This is a genomic window from Methanosarcina sp. WH1 (assembly GCF_000970005.1).
Classification (GTDB): domain Archaea; phylum Halobacteriota; class Methanosarcinia; order Methanosarcinales; family Methanosarcinaceae; genus Methanosarcina.
Genome location: NZ_CP009504.1, coordinates 3,559,701 through 3,578,176 on the forward strand (window position 1 = coordinate 3,559,701; position 18,476 = coordinate 3,578,176).

General features: G+C 44.9%; 15 protein-coding genes. 3 read left to right on the forward strand and 12 right to left on the reverse strand.

Annotated features, from left to right (window positions below):
- Positions 1 to 448 precede the first annotated feature (448 nt).
- Complete coding sequence (locus tag MSWH1_RS15750) at positions 449 to 724, forward strand: hypothetical protein (RefSeq protein ID WP_048129871.1); 276 nt, start codon at positions 449 to 451, stop codon at positions 722 to 724.
- 235 nt (positions 725 to 959) lie between these two features.
- Here MSWH1_RS15750 and MSWH1_RS15755 read toward each other — a convergent pair whose 3' ends face one another.
- The 3 genes from MSWH1_RS15755 to MSWH1_RS15765 all read right to left on the reverse strand — a co-directional run bounded on the left by MSWH1_RS15755 (position 960) and on the right by MSWH1_RS15765 (position 4,139).
- A complete protein-coding gene (locus tag MSWH1_RS15755) occupies positions 960 to 2,456 on the reverse strand; it encodes a HEAT repeat domain-containing protein (protein WP_048129872.1) in 1,497 nt (498 codons plus the stop codon).
- A 64-nt stretch (positions 2,457 to 2,520) separates the two neighbouring features.
- A complete protein-coding gene (locus MSWH1_RS15760; protein ID WP_048129873.1) occupies positions 2,521 to 3,309 on the reverse strand; it encodes an S-adenosyl-l-methionine hydroxide adenosyltransferase family protein in 789 nt (262 codons plus the stop codon).
- Between the two features lie 86 nt (positions 3,310 to 3,395).
- On the reverse strand, positions 3,396 to 4,139 hold the full coding sequence (locus MSWH1_RS15765; protein ID WP_048129874.1) for an epoxyqueuosine reductase: 744 nt from the start codon (positions 4,137 to 4,139) through the stop codon (positions 3,396 to 3,398).
- Between the two features lie 78 nt (positions 4,140 to 4,217).
- On the opposite strand from MSWH1_RS15765, the gene MSWH1_RS15770 reads away from it, so the two are divergent.
- Entirely contained in the window at positions 4,218 to 4,403 is a 186-nt protein-coding gene (locus MSWH1_RS15770) for a hypothetical protein (protein ID WP_048129875.1), read from the forward strand.
- Positions 4,404 to 4,419: 16 nt separating this feature from the next.
- Here MSWH1_RS15770 and MSWH1_RS15775 read toward each other — a convergent pair whose 3' ends face one another.
- Together MSWH1_RS15775 and MSWH1_RS15780 are read right to left on the reverse strand one after the other, a co-directional pair.
- Positions 4,420 to 4,896, reverse strand: a complete 477-nt coding sequence (locus tag MSWH1_RS15775) for a methylated-DNA--[protein]-cysteine S-methyltransferase (protein WP_048129876.1) — start codon at positions 4,894 to 4,896, stop codon at positions 4,420 to 4,422.
- Positions 4,897 to 5,128: 232 nt separating this feature from the next.
- Positions 5,129 to 7,165 (reverse strand): M3 family oligoendopeptidase, encoded by a 2,037-nt coding sequence (locus MSWH1_RS15780; protein ID WP_231591827.1) that lies wholly within the window; start codon positions 7,163 to 7,165, stop codon positions 5,129 to 5,131.
- A gap of 491 nt (positions 7,166 to 7,656) precedes the next feature.
- On the opposite strand from MSWH1_RS15780, the gene MSWH1_RS15785 reads away from it, so the two are divergent.
- The gene (locus MSWH1_RS15785; protein WP_048129877.1) at positions 7,657 to 8,763 is read left to right on the forward strand and encodes an outer membrane lipoprotein-sorting protein; all 1,107 of its coding nucleotides are present in this window, start codon (positions 7,657 to 7,659) and stop codon (positions 8,761 to 8,763) included.
- Positions 8,764 to 8,908: 145 nt separating this feature from the next.
- On the opposite strand, the gene thiC is transcribed toward MSWH1_RS15785, so the two are convergent.
- The 7 genes from thiC to smc all read right to left on the reverse strand — a co-directional run bounded on the left by thiC (position 8,909) and on the right by smc (position 18,473).
- Positions 8,909 to 10,195 (reverse strand): phosphomethylpyrimidine synthase ThiC, encoded by a 1,287-nt coding sequence (thiC, locus tag MSWH1_RS15790; protein ID WP_048129878.1) that lies wholly within the window; start codon positions 10,193 to 10,195, stop codon positions 8,909 to 8,911.
- Positions 10,196 to 10,449: 254 nt separating this feature from the next.
- Positions 10,450 to 10,680: a transposase gene (locus MSWH1_RS20670; RefSeq protein ID WP_082088183.1), complete on the reverse strand. Its 231-nt coding sequence runs from the start codon at positions 10,678 to 10,680 to the stop codon at positions 10,450 to 10,452.
- 268 nt (positions 10,681 to 10,948) lie between these two features.
- On the reverse strand, positions 10,949 to 11,866 hold the full coding sequence (aglJ, locus tag MSWH1_RS15795; RefSeq protein ID WP_048129879.1) for an S-layer glycoprotein N-glycosyltransferase AglJ: 918 nt from the start codon (positions 11,864 to 11,866) through the stop codon (positions 10,949 to 10,951).
- Positions 11,867 to 11,995: 129 nt separating this feature from the next.
- On the reverse strand, positions 11,996 to 12,547 hold the full coding sequence (locus MSWH1_RS15800) for a TATA-box-binding protein (protein ID WP_048129880.1): 552 nt from the start codon (positions 12,545 to 12,547) through the stop codon (positions 11,996 to 11,998).
- 195 nt (positions 12,548 to 12,742) lie between these two features.
- Positions 12,743 to 13,858 carry an SMC-Scp complex subunit ScpB gene (scpB, locus tag MSWH1_RS15805; RefSeq protein WP_048129881.1) on the reverse strand — a complete coding sequence of 372 codons (1,116 nt, stop codon included), beginning with the start codon at positions 13,856 to 13,858 and terminating at the stop codon, positions 12,743 to 12,745.
- Positions 13,859 to 13,975: 117 nt separating this feature from the next.
- Positions 13,976 to 14,953, reverse strand: a complete 978-nt coding sequence (locus tag MSWH1_RS15810) for a ScpA family protein (protein ID WP_048129882.1) — start codon at positions 14,951 to 14,953, stop codon at positions 13,976 to 13,978.
- The gene (smc, locus tag MSWH1_RS15815) at positions 14,946 to 18,473 is read right to left on the reverse strand and encodes a chromosome segregation protein SMC (protein WP_048129883.1); all 3,528 of its coding nucleotides are present in this window, start codon (positions 18,471 to 18,473) and stop codon (positions 14,946 to 14,948) included. The genes MSWH1_RS15810 and smc overlap by 8 nt, the downstream gene beginning before the upstream one ends.
- Between the last annotated feature and the right edge of the window lie 3 nt (positions 18,474 to 18,476).

The following is an 18,476-nucleotide window of genomic DNA, read 5'->3' on the forward strand; positions in this document are numbered from 1 at the left end:
TCTTTAGTTCAATTTCATAAGATACTGTGAGTAAAATTCATGGAATAAATTTTCCAAGCACCTGATTATGAAAAATGTAAACATTATTCAATCGCTTACTGACAAGCAGTATAAATATTTGTTGAAATTTCCATATGATCATACGGAGTGTAAATTGATATTTACACCCTCTCCACCTTCACAAAGCACTCTTTTTGTGTACTGTGCGAAAGAATTGCGCATTGGAAATTATGAGTGGTTCTGAGCGTTCTTAATATAGGAGGGAATTTTTATCGTTAATTTGAACTAATGGGCGCTCACCCCGAATGTTATAAAGTATCTAAATATTCAAATCGGGCAAGTATTCCGGAACTAAAAAAAATATCTAATATACCCGAATGAAGAATATAGTTCAGTATAGTTCAAATTGTAAAATAAAAATATGGAGGTGAGCAGGATAAACGGAATAATGGAAGATTCCGGGATGGGAGGAGGAGATTCATACCTCTTCATTCTGATATGGATTATTATTATTGCAGGCGCCATTGTGATGATCAAGTTGCTTTTACAGAAAGACAAGCCACTGGAAGAAGAAAAGTCACAAGAAGAAGAGCCACAAGAAGAAGAGCCACAAGAAGAAGAGCCACAAGAAGAAAAGCCACAGGAAGAAGAGCCACAAGAAGATAAGTCACAAGAAGAAAAGCCACTGGAAGAAGAAAAGTCTGAGCTTGAGTTGCAAAGATAAGGTATGAAAAGGACGAAATTACTGGAGAAGAATTTGAAGGAATAAAGACGCACCTGTCTTGAAGGAAAAAATATTGAGTTTAAAGTTTATGAGTATCAGACCCATGAGTATCAGTTCACGAGTATCAGACCCATGAGTATCAGTTCACGAGTATCAGTTCACGAGTATAAGATCCATGAGTGTCAGAAAAGCTTGAAATTACCACCCAGAGGAACTCATGGATCTTACCTGGTACTTATCTGAAATCCTGGTTTTCGGAAATTATTCCCAGGGCTCCGGCTGCAACTCTCCTGACCTCGGGATCCATATCATTTAATTTTGTTAGGAGGACTTCGATTGCCCTTTGATCTCCGCTTTTTCCAAGAGCTTCGGCGGCACACTTTCTTACCCAGGGGTTATCATCATCCAGCATTTTGAGAAGCGGGTTTACAGCCTGTGGGGCTCTGAGATTTCCTAGTGCGTATACGGCAGTAATCCTGAGCTCGGGGTCAGTTTCTTCAAGCATTCCGATGAGAGGCTCAACCGCACGTTTGTCTCCTAGTTTTCCCAGGGCATATGCTGAAGCGTTTCTTACTTCAGGGCTGAGATCAGCCAGCTTTTTGACCAGGTAGGAAACAGCACGCTCATCCCCCAGGTTTCCAAGGGCTTCAGCAGCATGCTTTCGAATTTCGGGAGACGGGTCATTCAGTCTGGAGAGAATGGCATCAAGGGCTTTTTTATCTCCAATATTTCCAAGAGCGATCATGGCATGCATTTGAAGTTCTGCAGGAGTGCCGCTCATCTGAGTATCGTCCAGTTTTTTGAGCAGGGCATCTACCGCATTCCGGCTTTCCAGGTATCCTAGAGCTTCGGCTGCAGCGATCCTGACCTCGAGGACTGTATCGTCCAGCCTTTTGGCAAGAGGAGAAACTGCTCTTTCATCCCCGAGCCTGGCAAGCGCCCGGACAGTATGCAACCTGAAATTAGGATCTTTAGCTTCAAGATTCTCAACAAGCACATCGACGGTTTTTTCGTTCCCGACCTGGCCAAGAGCCTCTACTGCAGCTTCCCTGACCCGGGGATTTTTGTCGGTCAGTTTTCTTAAGAGCGCATCTGTTGCCTGTTCATCCCCCAGCCGGCCCAGAAGCTGAGCCGCAACCAGCCGGACCTCCGGTTTTTCGTCTTCGAGGGCTTGGACGCAGAACTCCGCATCTCCGGCACGAAGTTCCATTTGTCCTGAAGAGCTCCATCCCTCAAGCTCCAGGAGAAGGTTCGAAAGATAGGCGAATTTCTCGGCAGAGGTTTTTAACCCGGAAACATCACTTAACATCTCCAGGGACAGATAAACGATAGCGATGAGAGAAGCTACTAATGAAAACAGAGAAGCAAAAAGCATGAGCTCTACCTTCAACTCCGAGGGAGAATGCAGGCTGAAAATGACAAGCACCAACCCATTTAGGTATATGCTCCCGGCAGCCGTGTAGGATACAATTTTGAGGGGAGGCTTTAACCGGTTTGCAATCGAATGGATGCTGTTCTGGTTCCTCTGCAAGGACAGCGCAAAAATGGCAATAAACACAGCATATACTGCGGCTATAGACTGCATAACCGCAGAAGGCACCCAGAAGTAATTACTCGTACTTCCAACCCCGGTTCCGGGATCATTTCCGGAAAGAGCAACACAACTCAGAACAGCCAGAATAGAAAAGAAAAAAAATTCCAGTTTGTACGTTTTTACGTCAGTTAATTTCATACTTTAGGGACAATTTATATTAAAAGTATTATATAAATATTAGCCCGCCTGAGGGCGAGGTTACTTATATAATTTTAATTGCAACAGGTTTTCCGTCTTTCAACCCGAACTGCCGCTCAGCACTTCCCTGGTTCACAGCAATTTCCAGAAAACCATGACTACCAATTAAAGCAAGTGGTTCTTTCTCCCTGGCAAGACCATAGGTCCGGACAAATGGAATTTTTCTGCCATTTACTTCCACGGACGAGCCAAAAGTGCAGAATCTCAGAATAGCATCTTCCGGGATATTCGTAATTACATTTCCGAAACTGTCCGTAAAAACAACTTCCCCCATAAGAAAAGGTCCATCAACTCCAAAATATCCGAAATCGAGGTCCGCAAAATCCGAAACTCTCTGCCCGACCTCTTCAATCGGGAGACCTTTTGAGAGGTGAGTCCCCACAGGCGCAAAGATATCCCTGCCATGGAAGGTCGCGGAAATCCCCAAGTTCAGCATCAAGTCCCCGTTTGTAACCTCATAGACTTCCATCTCCCCCAGCCGGCGAGCGGCAGGGATCAGGAGCCCGTTGTCGGGGCCCACGAAAAACTGTTCACATCCAGCAGCTCCTGCTTTTACAGCAAGGGCACGCCTGGAAGTCCCGACCCCGGGATCAACAACCCCGATATGCACGGTATTTGCCGGAAAATAAGGGACAAGAGAATAAAGGGCAAAAGCCCCTTCCCGAATTCCTGCCTGCCGAACGGAATGGGTAACATCAACAATCTGCACATAGGGGTTCATACCCAGGATAACAGCTTTCATGGCTGCGGGGTAGAGGTCTCCAAAGTCGGTGGTAAGGGTGATTACAGACATATTGCTCTATTTTTAATTCGTCTTTCCATCTATAAGTCTATTTCAGCAAGAGTTCAAAATCAACATGAATCCATTATCAACAGAATTCAGCGAGACCTCATGGCACATGATCCAGTTGCACATTTCCCGCATGCCATCTGATGAAGTTCGGGAAAAGCTTTTTCATATTCCTTAAGCTGCCTGTAACATTTTTCCTTATCAAGCCCTCTTATACTGAGAGCTCCGGCCGGACACCTATCCACACAGACAAGGCATTTTTCTCCCTTTTTGTAGCGGCAAAACTCCTCTGTCGGGCGGGGAGTAGGAGGGATGTCGGCAGAGATCAGCAGAGTGCCGAAGCGGCCTGCACACCCGGCTTTCGTGATAAGCATATGGTGAACCCCGAAAGTGCCCAGGCCCGCAGCATAGGCAGCGCTCTTGTGGGACCAGACAACATCGAAACCGGATTTATCATGGTCAAAAACCATCAGAGGAGCAACTGCCTTTACCCCTTCTTTCGCCAGCTCCACAGTGAGTTTTTCATTTATTTCTCGAATCAAGCTGTCAGTTTCACTTTTAGCCTGGATCCATTCCTTTACAGGACCCGGAGATTTCCAGTTCAGTTCCACAAGTTCCTTTACAAAAGGAAGGAAAAAGGACACCACGGTTTTTGCTTCAGGGAAAATCTCTTTTGGGTGCAGGTGGTGAGAACCGATAATTTTTTTCATTTCATCGAATATAGGGTCGTCAGCTGAAGCATAGCCGACAAGAGGTTCACGATATCGAGTTTCAGTTCCAGTACTTGCGACGGCTGCTTTGATGATGTTCTCAATCTTGTCTTTGAACTCCATACTGGTTCCTCCTGAGTATTAGTATTTTTACAAAGAGAATAAATATGTTTAAAATAATATAAAGTGAGAGGATTTGTAATGATAATAGGAGCTACTGAAGTAATAATGGTCACTCTTGTGGTAATATTTTATCTTATAATACCATTGCTGTTTTTGAAATTGGCATATAAATTGAAAAACATTGAAAGCATTCAAAGAGAGCAATTGGAAAAAATTGAAAACATTCAGAGAGAACTAAACCGGTTTTATGGAGAACTGAAATAGAATCTTTATGATTTTCTTAGTTCAAATTGTTTTCTTCAAGTTTCAATAAAAATTCCTTGATATCCAGCCCGCTTGCATAGCCGGTAAGTTTCCCGTTTGCTCCTATGACCCTATGGCAGGGCACGATTATAGAAATGGGATTCCTGTTATTTGCAAACCCCACAGCCCGAGAAGCTTTCGGGTTTCCAATGATTTTTGCAATCTCCCCATAAGTCCGGGTCTCTCCGTAAGAGATTTCACATAAAGATCTCCAGACGGATTTCTGGAATTCGGTACCTTCGGGTGCCAGTTTCACTTCAAAAGACTTGAGTTTCCCTGCAAAATAAGCTTCAAGCTGCCTGGAAATTTCGCTGAAAAAATCCTCATTTTCCACCCAGCCATCAGGAACTTCGATTTTCGTTTTTCCTTTCAGGAAATTAACGTATTTCAGGCCGTCCTCATCCCCTGCCAGAAGTATTGGGCCAATTGGGGATTCAACTATGTGGTAATACATTTTTGGTTTCTCCCGCCAGTTACAGGTAGTTCTATCGCTTATGGTAGAAATGTTTATTCAATGCCTGACCCGCATAAAGCGTGGGACACTACAAAGAGCAGAAAAAGCCTTTCATGGGAAAAAATAAGCAAAAAAGAAAAGAAGTTGGAGGCAGAGGGCACTTAAATGTCCTCTAGCGCCCCAAAGTTTTTAATTCATTCAGAGTTTTCAATTCCTTGAGCCTTCCAGTTGATCATTCTCCCACCGGTACCTTCCAGAAAGAACCCGAATAGACATTCATGCTTTCTGTGGCAGACTCAAATTTCGGCCTATTCCTATCCCTTTCCAGCTCTTCTAGCTGCGCAATCCTCAACTCCACGACGTCCATTGCGTCTTCAAAGAGCAGCCTGTTGATTTCAATCCCGAAGTATTTTATCAGTTTTTCTTCGGGAGTTAGCGTTGTGCCGGCTGAAAGGTAAGCTATGTAGTTTTCATTAAAGGTTTCCGGGTCTTCCTTATACTGCTTGAAAAGAGCGAGGGTTATTGCTTTCGAAACCGCGTAGTTAAAGGTGTAGTAGTTATTTGTCAGGTAAATGTGATTGATGTAAGTCCATGTCGCAGAGTCTTCGGCATAGTATTCGATGGAATCGCTCCCATATTCCATAAAGAGTTCAGTCCAGAGAGCATTGAGTTCTGCTCCACTGGCATTCCCGTTTTCAGCGCAGAGCTGGTGGGCTTTCCATTCGAATTCCGTGATCATGGGCTGGAAGGCGAAATAGTTCTGATACTCCCCTATATGCTGGGCGAGCACGGCAACAGCGGTATCACGATCGGAGTTTTCGACCACATAGTCGACAAAGAGTTCTTCGTTGAAAGTGGAAGGAATCTCCATCTCATAAATCTGGCCTGTGCAGTAAAGATAATCAACAGAATTGCCCATCAGGTAGAAATTAATCCCATGCCCCAGTTCGTGCGTGAGGGTCTTCTGGTCCGAAATCAGGCCATTATAATTCATGAAAATCAGGGCTGGGGCCTGCAGGGCACAGAGTTCGTAACAGTAGCCTCCGGGCTGTTTTCCATATTCAGGATCAGGATACACGTCTATGAAATTCCCTGTAGCCATCTCCAGAAAGATATCGTTGAAACAGGGGTCCATTCCGGCATAGGACTTCTGGACGCCTTTCAGAGCATCCACATAAGTATACTCTTCTCCCGGTTCTTCAGTTAACTCCAGCGAGAGGTCATAGGGTTTCAGGGTTTCAAGCCCGAGTTTTGTTTTCCTGAAATCGTTATAGCCTTCGAATATATCTTTTCGTTCCTTGAAGACAGAATTCATCTCATCAACCTGAAAATCAGTCAGATAAAGGTCATACAGGCAGGCTTCATAAGAGTCATTATAGTTCAACTCCTTTGCGACAAGGTCGTCAAGCCTGGATTTTTCAGAATATAGGGCTGCCATAGAGTCCGATTCATCAATCAGGTGGTAAAACCTCAGATCATAGCATTTTTCCCTGTTGACCCTGCTTGGGTCCGTTGAAAGCAGAGTATAGTAAGACTGGGAGTTGACTGAATATTCTTCCCCATTCTCGAGGGTTATATTCCCTGCCCTTGTAACGTTATTCGTAATCTGTGAAAATGCCTCTGTCTGGAGTTTCATGCGCTGGTTTTCGAGATCTGCAAGGTATGCGACCTGTCCTTCATCTTCTGGCCTGTGCTCTGCAAACCTGATATAGACAGCTTCGAAATATGGTCGGTACTCTTCAAGTCCAGGCTCCTCGGAAAAGAGCTGCTCCCATTCCTCACTTGGGAGTGAAGTCAATTTGATCGTGGCAAATGAGGTGGATTTCCCGTGTTCAGTAGTCAGGTCCTGCGCGTCCTCAAGAAGGGATGAAAAGAACTGGTCATTTACGTTTTTGCTGAGCCCTGTGTATGCATAAATATACAGGACATCAAAAGACCTTGAAAACTCTTTTTCGGTTTCAATATAGTCCAGCAAGGCAGACCCCGAAAGCTCCTCGAATTCCGGGCGGAAGGTCTCGCTGATCTCCACAGACCTCTGTTTCAGCCTTTCAAGTTCTTCCTGAGCAGCTTCCCTGCTGCTGAAGAGATATGAGTCGTTCCATTCCGTTGTAATCTCATCGGGATTAAGCTCTTCAAATGTGTACTCCTCATTTAGGATTTCAGAAGGTGTCCAGGCCCCAGCCTCAGCCGAAGCTGCACATCCTGTAAAAACAAAAAATAACAGCGATATCCCGAGAACCGCAACCCATGTAAAAACTTCCCTTTTCATAGAACTTCTACCTCGATTTGTATAAAAACAGATGCACTCCCATTTCAGGGAGAAGAACACCCCAACATTGCAATAAATATAGCAAAAGATAGAAAGAAATTTAAGGGACAGAATAAAAAACTGCCGATTTTGAATGGACAAAAATTTTAAAAAATAGGAATGATTTTAGACCGCAACTTGCCCCAGTTAATAAACCTGTATTTCACAATTACGCCCTGTGTGTTGTAACCCTGTGTGTTGTAACCCTGTGTATTGTAACTTAATCCGGAAGAGTTATAGTAAACAGGAGTGAAAATATAAAAAGAAGTTTAAATGTTTGGACACGACTCTGAAAACATTAAAATTGGTCAAAAAAAATAAAACTATCTGAAACTTCCGACCCGAAGAAAAAGGAGAGGAAGAATAAGAAGAAAGAGGAAGCCTGCCAGGATAGAGAAAAAAATTCTGAATAGACAGTTAGGAAAACCCCCGAAAATAGAGTGGTGAAGAAAATGACAGATAGGAAAGCATTTACAACACTTACATTACTGGTTCTGCTGGTTTCAGTCCTTTTTGTATCGGGCTGTACCGGGGAACTCAGTGCGGAAGAAATTGCAGAACAGATGCAGCAAAAAGAAGCCAACATCCAGGATTACTCGTATACGATGCATATGACTTCATATTTTGGGAATCAGAAACAGGAAAGCGAAGTCCGGATCCTGCAGAAGAAACCGGACAGGATAAAAACCGTTGCAATGGAGCCTGAAGAAGAAGCAGGAACCATTGCGGTTTCGGACGGGGAGTTCATGTGGACCTTTGACCCGAAAACAAATACGGTCATGAAAATAGAAATGCCGGATACTCCGGTATTAGGGGAGATAGATTACGTCGGAATGATTAGCGAGTTACTGAACAAAACGGATGTCTCCCTGCTTGGTATGGAGGAAATCGACGGAAGGCCCACGTACTTGCTGGAGGCAAACCCGAAAGAGGAAGGAGAGGGACTCCTGTTTGTAGATGGGATGAAACTCTGGGTGGACAAAGAGACATGGATGCCTCTAAGGTATGAAATGTATGACAGCGACGGGGACCTGATGATGGAACTCGAGATCCGCGACCTGGAAGTCAATGCGGGCATCCCGGACTCCGAGTTTGTATTCGAGGTGCCGGAAGGGGCAACCGTAAAGACCGTGGACATGGACTCATTTGAAATTCCCGAACAAACGACCCTCGAAGAAGCCAGAGAATCTGCGGGATTTGAAATCCTGGTTCCGGAGTACCTACCCGAAGGTTATGCCTTCAACCATTCAATGGTCTTCAACAACAGCCGGATAGCCCTTGAAGGGCAGGCCTGCGAGACCGTTTCCCTGACATACAAAAACGAAGAGGAAGATATCATTTCCCTTTCGGAAACCGTATACGAAACCGAAGCTCCGGATGCTGCAATTATGAATTCTGCAGAAGACGTTTCTATCAACGGGACGGAAGGGAAGTACCTTACCCTGGGAGACAGGAAGATCCTGAGCTGGGAGATAGGGGATATTGACCTGAGCCTTAGCGCTTCCCTGGAAAAAGACGAAATGCTGAGAATTGCGGAATCAATTACGGAAAAAGAATAAATACGGAATTCACAAAAAACAGAAAAACAGAAAAACAGAAAAACAGAAAAACAGAAAAACAGAAAAACAGAAAAAAGTGAGGACGAAACAAAAGAAAAGAAAGTAAAGCCCGAAAGCCTTACTCATATAATTTACCAGTACCTGCTTATTTTGCGAGGTTGTAGTTCTGGTTGACGATCTTCAGAGCGCAGTAGTTTCCACACATTGTGCATGCGTCGGAGTCTTCGGGTGCCCTGTCGTTCCTGATTTCCCTTGCGTGTTCGGGGTCGAGGGCAAGGGAGTACATCTTTTCCCAGTCGAGGTCCCTTCTGGCACGGCCCATTGCAAGGTCCCATTCTCTTGCTCTTTCGGGGTACTTGACCATGTCTCCGATGTGGGCTGCGATCTTGGAGGTCTTGACTCCGGTGACCACGTCTTCAAGGTTCGGGAGAGCAAGGTGCTCTGCAGGGGTCACGTAGCAGAGGAAATCACAGCCGTAGGAGGCGGCAAGGGATGCGCCGATTGCGGTAACGATGTGGTCATAGCCAGGGGCGATGTCGGTTGCGAGGGGGCCGAGCATGTAGAAAGGTTTGTGACCGCTCATTTCCTTCATGATCTTAACGTTGGTCTCGATCTGGTCAAGGGGGATGTGACCTGGACCTTCGATGATGACCTGCAAACCTGCATCGTGGGCTTTCTGGCCGAGTTCGGTGTTGATGATCAGTTCCTGGATCTGGGCGCGGTCGGTTGCGTCGTGGGTTGCTCCTGCGCGCATCCCGTTTCCGGTTGAGAGGACTACTTCATGTTCCTTGAGGATCTCAACAAGGTAGTCAAAGTTAGCGTAAAGCGGATTTTCCTTTTCGTTGTGCATCATCCAGGCGCTCATGAAAGCTCCGCCACGGGAGCAGAGGCCACCGTATCTGCCATGAGCTTTGAGCCTGTCAAGAGTGATGTTGTTGACACCGGTGTGGATTGCCATAAAGTTGGTTCCGAGTTTTGCCTGGGCTTCGGTTGCATTGAAGAGCTCATCTTCAGTCATGTGCACGATTGAACCATACTTCCTTGCGGCTTCAATGAAAGCCTGGTAGAGTGGGACGGAACCAACTGAAAGGGAAATGCTGTCAATGACTTTTTTCCTGATCCCGAGGAAGTCTCCACCGGTACCTAGCTCCATTAGAGTGTCTGCACCTGCTTTTTCGGCAGCGATTGCTTTCTGGACTTCCATATCTTCATCAACAATGTCAGAGGACACACCGATAGAAGCGTTGATCTTGGTCATCAGACCTTCCCCGAGCCCGCAGAGCTTAACGTCCCTGTAGGGAGAGGTGGGGATTACGATTCTTCCGGCGGCGATCCCGCGGCGGATGAATTCAGGGTCAAGGCCTTCTGCCTTTGCAACGATCTTCATCTCTTCGGTGATTGTTCCATTTTTGGCATCTTCCACGATTGTCATATTTAGTACCTCAAGATTTCATTTTTATGTGAGAGTATCATGCAAAATTAAGACATAAGTAAAGGAATTGTGAATTAGATCATAAAAGGAAAGTAATTATATTTAACATTATTTACAAAATCAACTTTAATTTTAATCAAATTTACTTTACTTGAACGTCTATAGATATCGAAAATTTACAGAACATAATTAAATTAAGTTTATTATATAAAGATCATAAAGTTCAGTTGAGTAGAAGACAAGTAAAATTGTGTTTAATGGAAATTACTCAGGATAACTTTAAAAAAGGGAATGAAGAAGGAGATCAAAATAAGACCCAGAGAAAAAATAAACATAGAAAAAATCCTGCATAATGCATGAACTATCCCGCCTTTTGCTGAAAACAAGAAGTGAAAATGGTCTTTGTCACACTCTATATTCAACACTTCAACATCAAATGTTTCACTTATGCTATGGATTTTTGTTTTGAGAAAATCAATTATCAGAGGTTCGTTAGAGCTTTTTTTCTATATTTCACGCATTGAACGAAATGATAATGGAGTGAATATACAGAATGGCTTCCAAGACCCAGTTTATATCACATAATAATTACTATAATAATAAAACTGTAAATATAAAGAATTATGATACTGTTGTTTTGTAGAAGTAAACGGCTCTCATCTCCCACCTGCCAGCCTTCAGCTGTCGAGGGAGGGGACTTCTCGCCTTAGAGTTGTTAAAAAATGTGCCGCAAAAAGAAAATAGAGAAATTTATTATTTTCCCTGCTTATTTCTCTCCTGGATTAAGCTAACTGTTTGCCTGTGGAGAGTTACTATAAGGTCACTGAGCATCCCGAAGATAAACATCTGGAGCCCGAATATAATAAACAGTGTTGTGAGAATCGAAAGAGGGACGCGGGTGATTCCCTGGAACCACTGGACTACCACAAAGGTTCCCGTAAACAGACCTGCCAGAATAAAGATAAAACCCAGAATCCCGAAGTAAAACATCGGGTTATGCACTTTTGCAAGCCTGTAAATGGTAGATCCAATTTTTATTCCATCTTTTACAGGGTTTAGCTTGGTTGCGCCTTTTTCGCTTCGGGGGAGGTAAGTAATGGGGATCTCTTCAACTCTCTGTTTTTTCAGGACGCACTCCACAGAAATTTCAGTTTCTATTTCAAAACCGGTCTTGTTAAGTTCGAGGTCCCTCACACTTTCGAGCGTAAATGCACGGTAGCCTGAAAGAATGTCTTTTAACTGTACCCCGTAAGCGAGGTCAAAAAGCATATTTATAAGGTGGTTGCCCACAAGGTTAAATTTTGTAAAAGCCCCGGGGGAATATTTTTCCAGCCGGTTACCTATAACATGGTCGGCTCTTCCCTCCAGAATGGGCTCAAGGAGAGAAGGAGCTTCTCTTGCAAGATATGTCCCATCCCCATCAACCATTACTACATAGGGGCTCTCAATAGCTTTGAAAGCCTGGATCACTGCCTGCCCCTTGCCCTTTCCGGTCTGTAAGACAACTCTTGCACCTTCTGCCTTTGCAATCTGAGCTGTCCCATCCCTGCTGTTTCCATCAATTACGAGAATGTTGGAAAAGCCCTCTCCCTTGAAATTTTTTATTAGTTGCCCTATCGTTGCAGCTTCATTAAGGGTAGGAATGAGGATGCAAATATCTGCATTGTTCACGTTTCACACATATCCTTTGTTGTAGCCTCTACACATATCGCAGAATCCGTTTTTATTAGGGTACTATCCATGTCCTTTTCACAGGAGACAGACCACAGTTGAGTTAATAGATAAAAAAATTGAGGGTTCTTATAAAAGTCCCATGTTGTCGAGCTGTTGACGGACTACTTCTACACCCCTCTCACAGTCTTCAGGGGTTTTTCCACCTGTAACTACCAGTTTTCCGGAACTGAAAATAAGGACGACTACCTTGGGATCAGAAATCCTGTATACAAGACCGGGAAACTGCTCGGGTTCGTATTCGATGTTCTCAAGCCCAAGCCCAATTGCAATTGCATTGAGATTAAGAATAGTGCGCAGATCTGCTGAAGCAACTATATTCTGGACAGTAATCTGCGGGTTTTCTATTGTCTCGATCCCTATACCGTTCAGCTTTCTTGCCATATTGCCAATAACTATGTGTACGTCAGCAACGTTTTTTGCTCCAGTGCAGACGACCTTTCCGGAAGTAAAGACCAGGAAAGCGGCTTTAGGGTCAGAAACCCTGTAGACGAGCCCCGGAAACTTCTGCTTGTTGTATTCGGCGCCTTCAAACTTGGATTCGATCACAGTTAAATCAAACTCTTCAGCGAGTTTGGTGGATGCGACCACGTTTTCAATTTTAATGCTAGATTCGCTCATTGGTCAACCCTCAGTATATAAAGCAAAAGTAATATCCTCTAACCAGTATATAAAGCTATAGTTAAATACCCCACATACTATATAAATACTATATATAAAGAATATAAATGCAACAGAAAAGTTTAAATTATGGGCGCCAGTGAATTTAAAAAAAGTAAAAAAGAATAAAGGCACCTGAACCGGCTTTAAGGCGCCTCATTCTTTAAAATTTTTCAAGCCTTCAAGGATAGAATCATATTTTTTGCAGACCCTCTCGAGAAGGTCTCCATCTACAGTACGGTGAGTGGGCACCAGAATTTTTGCCCCTTTACCTATGTTCACTCCCTCACGTGAAGTCCCGTAATCCGGAGCAACAAGAATGCCATCGGTAGAAATCCTTATGTTGAGGTCGTTTACGATCCTTGAAACCATCTCAGTTTCAGGTTTTACTTTTCTCTCAACGAGGAAAGCCGAAGATACGTATTTTTCCCGGGTCTCCCTGATCTTCCGAAGGGTGTTTTCCACCATTTTAGGATCCACTTCATCGGAAAGTTCCTCGGAAACTAAAGAGACTGCCTCGATAAGGTCTTCAAAAGTCGTTGAATGCACCTCAAGGATTTCACCGTCACAGTGCTGCCGCACAGTATCAAGGTAACCGGCAGTAACCACAAGCACATCAGCCTCAAGCAAGCGGGAAATTTCCTCCTTAGAAGGGCGGTAAGCATTGACAACAAAATAATCTTTAATACCGCACATGCTCATAAGGGACTCATACATTGGAGTCACAGCAATGGTCTTTTTTCCGACCCAGATGTTGATCTCACTCTGTCCTCCCTGCGACCTCAAAAGTTCAATGATTTTTTCCTTTATGGCTTCAGGATCATTTCTTTTGAGCCCGAAATAATCTGCAAACAACGGAGTTGTAGAGAGCTGCCTGCTTCTCCCGCTGGGCACAGACTCAACAAATCCTCTCTCAACCAGGTCTTTTATATGATCATAGGCTCCACTGCCTCTCATTTCGATCAGGTCGGACTGGAGCAAAGGCTGATGATAGGCAATCATGGAAAGAGTCCGGAGTTTGGGGGCTGAGAGTTCTTTGGGGGCGACCTCCCGCATGAGTTCGGAGTATTCTGGCTTGACCTGCATGACATAACGATCTCCAAGGTCCAGAATTTCGATGCCTGATACCCGGGAAGAGTAAGCCTCCATCAGCTCCTGAACTACCGAAAAGACATTCTTTTTTGACTTTCCTGTAATTTTCATAAGTTTTTCAAGGCTTACTGCCTTGCCCGCAGCAAAAAGAGCTGCTTCTATAATTTCAAGCTCACTCATAAGTTTCACGACCAGAAAAGAGGATAAAGTTATTCTTCAGTTGAAGGTTATTCTTCAGTTGAAGGTTATTCTTCAGTTGAAGGTTATTCTTCAGTTGAAGGTTATTCTTCAGTTGGGTTAAAGTATTTCTTCAGGAGAGCCTGCAAACCTTTCTCCAGAGGAAAATTCAGGCTCTGGAACATCTCCTGTTAAGCCCTGTTTTGTCTGATGGAAGAGAAGCGGGTTGCCCTCTGTGGAAAAACCTGATTCATCTCCGGGATAAATATACAGTTCCCCGAAAAGTTCATTTTGGAAAAGCCAGATCTTTCTGCTCGATGCAAGAAAGAGAAGGGAAAGATAATCCATAATCCTGTCTTCACTCAGTTGAAGGAGGTCCGAAAATTCCACAACCGGCTGCTTCATAAAGAGTTCAACAAGCCTTGCCCAGATAAGTGCCAGCCTGGAGATGATGGCCTCATCGTGGGCAATCCCGAGCACGTCTCCGGTAGTCATGGGGTCCGGTGGAATATCAGGGACTTCTGCAGCAAGACGGGATTTCTTTTCGTTTTTCCTTGAAAACGTCCTTTCGGCTTTTTTAAGCTCCAGAATAAGTTCATTCAGTGTGACCGGTCTTGTGGAAAGGCGGCGGACAGGCAGTTTTGGGATAGGAAACTCATCAGGTTCAGGGAGGCCTTCGTCATCGAAAAATCCAGAGTCAAAATCATCTTCTTCCTCTTCTTCCGTTCTGAGAATTACTGAAGATTTCATGCGGAGAAGAATAGCCGAATAAAGGAGCGTCCTTGAGGAAATCCTCAGATCCATTTTCTGGAGCTCTTCTACCCTCTGCAGAAAACTGTCAGTTAGCTGCACAACGTTGATATCCCAGGGATCGATCTTCCCGTCCTTTGCAAGTTCGACCAGGATGCCCAGGGGCTCAGAGGTATCAAACTCTGAAAGGTTGAGCAGAGCCCAATCAACGCCGAGGTATGAAAGAGTGGACGGAAGCCCGAAAAATTCGGAATCTGAAAAAAGAGAATCCTTTTCCTCGGATTCACGAACATCCGGGGAAAGAAGGCCGGAAATATCAAGTACCGAATTATCTATAAGTTCAGCCATTAAGCTTCACTCCGGTAATACTCGTGATGTTATTCTCCTGCATTGTAACCCCGATAGTCCGGCTTGCAGCCTGGATCATGGGTTTTCTTAAGGAAACAATAATAAACTGGACCTTTGATCCTGAAATTTTAACGTGCCTTGAGACTCTCTCCACATTCCAGCCGTCAAGGAACATGTCGATCTCGTCAAAGGCATAGAAAGGAGCTGGACGGTATTGCTGGATTGCAAAAATAAAGGCAAGTGCTGTAAGGCTCTTTTCTCCTCCGGACATGGCTTCTATGCGCTGGAGAGCCTTTTCTTTTGGCTGAGCCCTGAGGGTCATTCCTCCGGCAAAGGGGTCCTCAGGGTTTTCTAGCAGGAGTTCCCCCATGCCATCGGAAAGTTCGTAAAAAATCTCTTTGAAATTGGCATTTATGCTTGTATAAGCCTCCATAAAGGTGTCCCGCTTAAGCTGCTCGTACTGGTCAATGCGTTTAAGGAGCTGTTCTCTTTCGGTAAAGAGAGTATCGCGTTTACCCTGCAGGTCCGAAAGCCTGAGTTCCACCTCGTTATACTCATCGATTGCCCTCATATTTACAGGTTCAAGCCTGCGCATGGCTTCTTCGATTGCCTGGATCCTCATGTAAACAGTTTCGTAACTCGGGACCTCTAAGGATTCTTCGATGCCCCTTCTCTGGATCTCTTCAAGCAGCTGCTTTTCCTGGTCAAAAAGTGCATTTTTTGTAGCTGTGAGCGTGACTACCTGCTGTTTTGCCTTTTCAAGGGTGGTTGCAGCCATACTGACCCTGCGCTTTACTGCACTGTGTTCAGCCTGAACATTTTCCCTTTCTTTCTGAAGCCCTATAAGTTCATCGGAAAGTTCAATTTCTCGGTTCTGTTTTTCCTTCAGCTGCACTTCAAGTTCCGCAATTTTTGCCCGAAGAGACTCGACTTTTTCCCGCCTTGAAGCTTTCTTTTCATCGAGTTCCCGGATCAGCGCCTTAGCTTCGGCAATCTTCTGCTCAGCATACTCTTTTTCAAGCTGCAGGGCATTAAGGCTGGCTTCGATGTCCCTGATCCTACCGTCAAGCCTCCGGAGTTCCTCATCCACAAACTCGGCTTTTTTGTTGATCTCGGGAAGAGGGGAATCAGCAAGTTTTGCTTCAATTTCGGCAACCTGTACCTCCAGTTCAGCCACTGCACCTTCTTTTTCAGCCTTTTCCACAATTACCCTGTCCATTTCAGTCCTGAGTTCTGTCCTGGACTCTTCAATTGCCCTCAGATCTGCCTGCTTTGCCTCAAGGAGCTCTGCAAGTTTGGCACCCCTGCCAGCGATTTCCTGAAGCTCGAGTTCTTTTCTGGAGATAGTAGCTTCACAGTCGCGGATCTTCCTGCTAAGCTCAAAAACGTGGCTTTCAATGTTATCCTGTTTACTGATCGCTGCAGTCCGGCTTGCGTCAAGGGATTTGATCTCCCCTGCAAGCTCAAGGAGTTTGTCTTTTTCCGCTGCCGCAAAAGAGATCCCTGATTTTGAAGAAAGAGAGCCTCCAACCATTGCCCCGCTCTTTTCAAGGAGTTCTCCTTCAAGGGTGACCATTCTCGCCTTCCCCATGAGGCGGCGGGCACTGGCAAGGTTTTCCATAACAAGGGTATCCTGGAAAACATACCAGAAAGCAGGTTCGAGATCTGGATCGAATTCGATAAGATCAATTGCGTACCCTATTACACCATTGTCATAACTGAGGCTTTCAAGCCGCCTGGAATTCCTCATTTTATTAAGCGGAAGGAAGGTAGCTCTTCCGCCCTTTCTCCGCTTCAGGAATTCGATTGCCTCTGCAGCATCACCATCATTATCTACAACAACTGCTTGCATCCTGTTCCCTGCAGCAATCTCAAGAGCAGCCGCATACCTGCAGTCAACTTTCCCCAGCTGGGCAATAGTTCCGTAAATTCCGAAGAGTTCGTTCTGTCGGGAAGCTCCGATTACCATTTCCACGGCCCTCGAATATCCACCACCCTGTTCCGAAGCCCGGACCCTTGCCTCGGCAATCGCATATTCCTGCTGGAGCCCATGAAGCCTGATCTCAAGTTTCTTTATGTCTTCCTTGACCCTGAAATGGCTGCTCTCAACATCGTCACGGTCTTTTATGAGGGACTCCAGGTTTACCGTAAGCTTCTCAATCTCATACTGAACAGAAAGAGTATCGCTATCAGAGGAAGTAAATGCAGCTTCTGCATCCCTTATCTGGTTTTCAATTTCCCGCAGTTCCGACGATTTTCTCCTGAGGGTATCAAGGAGCCGGTCCTCATTACGGATAAGTTCATTTTTTTCGTTTTTGATGTTCTCAAGTTTCTTGCGGGCAGCCATGAGCTCATCTCTTGTTGCTGCAAACTTTGCATCCACATCCGCAATCCTGCTCTGAAGCAGCATACGCTCGGTTTTTCTCTCGGACAGCTCAGAAGAGATGCTTTCTTTTCTCACATTTTCGGTTTCTATTTTCTCTTCGAGTTCCCTTACCTTGCCCTTTGTGGAGTCGATATCAACAAATGCCTTTCTGCGCTTTGCGTCAGCGTCTTCAAGTTCGGATTCCGAAAGCTCAATGCTGTCCACGCAGCGGGAAATTTCCCCTTTTGTCTCTTCAATTTCCCTTTTGACCTGCAGCTGTTCGTCTTCCCCTTTTTTCCGTATTTCAAGGGAAATTGTTTCCAGAGCCTGTTCAAGGGCTTCTAATTCCTTAACCCTCTCGTCCAGCAGTACCTGGACTTTTTCAAGGTGCTCTTCTTTCCCTGTAAGTTCTTTGTCCACATTTTCCAGTTCGGTTCTGGCATCCTTGAGCTTGGAGAGCAGGACATAACCTTCAAATTTAATTTTTTCAGTTTTCAGAGCCTGGTACTTCAGGGCCTGGTCTCGTTCCCCTGAGAGTTTTTCAAGCTGGACACGCACCTCTTCAAGGATAATGTCCACGCGTTCGACCTGCTGCCTGACGATTTCCAGTTCCCCGAGCGCTTTTTGCTTACGTTCGTCAAATTCGGCAACCCCGGCAATTTCATCAATAATTTTCCGCCGTTCTACAGAGGACATGGAGGTTATCTGCGTGACATCTCCCTGCATTACCACATTGTACCCTTCAGGCGTTACCCCTGCTTTTTCAAGCTGGGAATGGATTTCTCCCAGGCTTACGGCTTTTCCGTTAAAGTAAAAGTAACTGTAGTACGCGTTTTTTGTCCGCTTGACCTTTCTTGAGACCTCAATCTCATCAAGATCTAACGGCATCTTGCGGTCAGTATTGTCAAAACGGATAGTAACCTGGGCAAAATCAGGCTTTTTTGCCTCGTTCCCATTATAGATCAGGTCCGTAAGTTTTTCAGCCCGCATAGTCCTGGAACTGCTAAGCCCGAGTGCAAAGAGGATCCCATCTATGATATTAGACTTTCCACTCCCATTAGGCCCGGAAATAGTGGTGAAGTCGTTGTAAAAGGAAATCCTTACTTTTTTTCCGAAGGACTTGAAATTAACGAACTCGATTTCTTTTATGTACACAGA